This window comes from Phocaeicola sp. HCN-6420 (genome assembly GCF_037890145.1).
Taxonomy (GTDB): domain Bacteria; phylum Bacteroidota; class Bacteroidia; order Bacteroidales; family Bacteroidaceae; genus Phocaeicola.
In genome coordinates this window covers 1-3,620 of the sequence record NZ_JBBKBJ010000057.1, presented here as the reverse complement: position 1 = coordinate 3,620, position 3,620 = coordinate 1, and the positions used below count along the sequence as shown (strand labels likewise).

Here is a 3,620-nt window from a genome sequence, read left to right as displayed (position 1 = left end):
GTCATTAAAATAATGGAGCGGTCAGGAAATTTCTATAAGGCAATACGGTTGGGATATATACTTATCTCCATTCTTATCGGATGTATGGCATATAATAGCCTCTATGAATGGCAGGAGATAGAAGCATTAGAACTTGGCAATAAAAAAATAGACGAGCTCCGAAAAGAAATAAACAATATCAATATTCAAATGATAAAATTTTCTCTATTGGGTGAAACAATACTGGAATGGAACGATAAAGATATCGAGCATTACCATGCACGGCGTATGGCAATGGACAGTATGCTCTGCCGTTTCAAGGCCACCTATCCAGCAGAGCGCATCGATAGTGTGCGCAGTCTTTTAGAGGATAAGGAACGACAGATGTTCCAGATAGTCCGGTTAATGGATGAACAACAATCTATTAACAAGAAGATAGCCAATCAAATTCCGGTTATTGTACAGAAAAGTGTGCAGGAACAGTCCAAAAAGCCAAAACGAAAAGGTTTCTTAGGCATATTCGGCAAAAAAAAGGAAGTAACTCCAGCAGTATCAACCACTATCCTTCATTCGGTCAATAGAAACGTAATCAGCGAACAGAAAGTGCAGGATCGCCAATTGTCGGAAGAAGCCGACAGCCTTGCAGCTCGTAATGCAGAACTTAACAGACAACTGCAAGAATTGATTTGCCAAATAGAAGAAAAGGTACAAACCGAACTGCAAAGCCGGGAAAACGAAATAGTTGCCATGCGTGAAAAGTCATTTATGCAAGTAGGCGGTTTAATGGGATTCGTTCTTCTATTGTTGTTAATTTCCTACATCATCATACATCGTGATGCAAAAAGCATTAAACAATACAAGCACAAGACAACTGATTTGATAAGGCAACTGGAACAATCCGTACAACGGAACGAGGCACTGATAACGTCAAGGAAGAAGGCGGTACATACTATCACCCATGAACTGCGCACACCGCTGACAGCAATAACAGGCTATGCCGGACTGATACGGAAAGAACAGTGTGAGGATAAGTCCGGGCAGTATATCCAAAACATACTGCAATCCTCCGACCGTATGCGGGATATGCTTAACACTTTGCTTGACTTCTTCCGCCTGGACAACGGCAAGGAACAGCCCCGTCTGTCACCCTGCCGGATTTCAGCAATCACGCACACACTTGAAACGGAGTTCATGCCTGTTGCCGTGAACAAAGGGCTGTCCTTGTCCGTGAAGACTGGACACGATGCCATTGTATTGACCGACAAAGAGCGAATAATACAAATCGGGAATAACCTGCTGTCAAACGCTGTCAAGTTCACAGAAGAAGGCGGTGTTTCTTTGATTACTGAATATGATAATGGAGTTCTGACACTGGTCGTTGAAGATACAGGTACAGGCATGACAGAAGAGGAACAGAAACAAGCGTTCGGTGCGTTTGAACGTCTATCAAATGCCGCCGCAAAGGAGGGTTTCGGGCTTGGGCTTGCCATAATGCGTAATATTGTGTCGATGCTTGGCGGAACAATCCGTTTAGACAGCAAGAAAGGGAAAGGCAGTCGTTTCACAGTTGAAATTTCTATGCAGGAAGCTGAAGAACAGCTTGGATATACAAGCAATACACCTGTTTATCATAACAATAAATTCCATGATGTTGTCGCCATTGACAATGATGAGGTATTACTTCTGATGCTGAAAGAGATGTATTCCCAAGAAGGAATACACTGCGACACTTGCACCGATGCTGCGGCACTGATGGAAATGATACGCCAGAAAGAATACAGCCTGTTGCTGACAGACTTGAATATGCCCGATATAAACGGTTTCGAATTGCTGGAACTGTTGCGTTCGTCCAACGTGGGCAATTCACCAACAATCCCGGTGGTTGTGGCAACCGCTTCGGGCAGTTGTAACAAAGGGGAACTATTGGCAAAAGGCTTTGCCGGATGCCTGTTCAAACCGTTCTCCATATCGGAACTGATGGAGGTTTCCGACAGGTGTGCCATAAAAGCGACACCGGACGGGAAACCGGACTTTTCCGCCTTATTGTCCTATGGCAATGAAGCCGTCATGCTGGAAAAGTTGATAACTGAAACAGAAAAGGAAATGCAGGCGGTACGGGATGCAGCAAAAGAAAAAGACCTGCAAAAGCTGGATTCCCTGATCCACCACCTGCGCAGTTCGTGGGAGGTGCTCCGTGCCGACCAACCGCTGAATGTACTTTACGGATTGCTTCGTGGCGATGCTCTCCCGGATGGTGAAGCGTTAAGCCATGCCGTGACTGCCGTGCTGGATAAGGGAGTGGAAATAATACGGTTGGCAGAAGAGGAAAGGAGAAAATACGAAGATGAATAAGACAAAAATAATTGTGGTGGAAGACAACATCGTGTATTGCGAATATGTCTGCAATATGCTGTCACGGGAGGGCTACCGCAATATGAAGGCTTACCACCTCTCAACCGCGAAGAAACATCTGCAACAGGCAACAGATAATGATATCGTGGTTGCCGACCTGCGTCTGCCTGACGGCAGTGGCATAGACCTTTTGTGCTGGATGCGAAAGGAGGGAAAGATGCAGCCCTTCATCATTATGACCGACTACGCCGAAGTTAATACCGCCGTGGAAAGCATGAAACTCGGCTCGATAGACTATATTCCCAAACAGCTTGTGGAGGATAAACTTGTCCCCCTGATCCGTTCCATACTGAAAGAACGTCAGGCAGGACAACGCCGTATGCCTATATTCGCCCGTGAAGGTTCCGCCTTTCAGAAAATCATGCACCGCATAAGGCTGGTAGCCGCCACCGATATGAGCGTGATGATATTTGGTGAGAACGGCACGGGCAAGGAGCATATTGCCCACCTGTTGCATGACAAGAGCAAACGTGCAGGCAAGCCATTTGTGGCGGTGGACTGCGGTTCACTCTCCAAAGAGCTTGCACCGTCGGCTTTCTTCGGACACGTCAAAGGTGCATTTACAGGTGCGGACAATGCCAAGAAAGGATATTTCCATGAGGCGGAAGGCGGCACGTTGTTTCTGGACGAGGTAGGAAACCTCGCGTTGGAAACCCAACAGATGTTGCTCCGTGCCATACAGGAGAGGCGGTATCGCCCGGTCGGAGACAAGGCAGACCGGAATTTCAATGTCCGCATCATCGCTGCTACCAATGAAGATTTGGAGGTATCGGTGAATGAAAAGCGTTTTCGGCAGGATCTTCTGTACCGCCTGCACGACTTCGGGATAACCGTTCCTCCGTTGCGTGACTGTCAAGAAGACATTATGCCGCTGGCAGAGTTCTTCCGTGATATGGCAAACAGAGAGCTGGAGTGTAGCGTGAGCGGGTTCAGTTCCGAAGCACGTAAAGCGTTGCTGACACACGCATGGCCGGGCAACGTGCGGGAACTTCGGCAGAAAGTTATGGGTGCTGTATTGCAGGCGCAGGAAGGTGTTGTCATGAAAGAGCATCTGGAACTTGCCGTGACGAAACCGACCTCTACTGTCAGCTTCGCCTTGCGCAATGACGCGGAGGATAAGGAGCGGATATTGCGTGCGTTGAAACAGGCAAACGGCAACCGGAGTGTCGCCGCAGAACTGCTCGGCATAGGCAGGACAACACTATACAGCAAACTTGAAGAGTATGGAC

The 3,620-nt window shown here is 47.5% G+C and carries 2 protein-coding genes; both read left to right on the top strand.

The features are described from left to right. Positions 1 to 12 precede the first annotated feature (12 nt). Positions 13 to 2,331: a hybrid sensor histidine kinase/response regulator gene (locus WKT12_RS16235; RefSeq protein WP_094582190.1), complete on the top strand. Its 2,319-nt coding sequence runs from the start codon at positions 13 to 15 to the stop codon at positions 2,329 to 2,331. Beyond that, on the top strand, positions 2,324 to 3,620 hold a 1,297-nt coding region (locus WKT12_RS16230; protein WP_147337257.1), incomplete at its 3' end, for a sigma-54-dependent transcriptional regulator. The genes WKT12_RS16235 and WKT12_RS16230, both read left to right, overlap by 8 nt.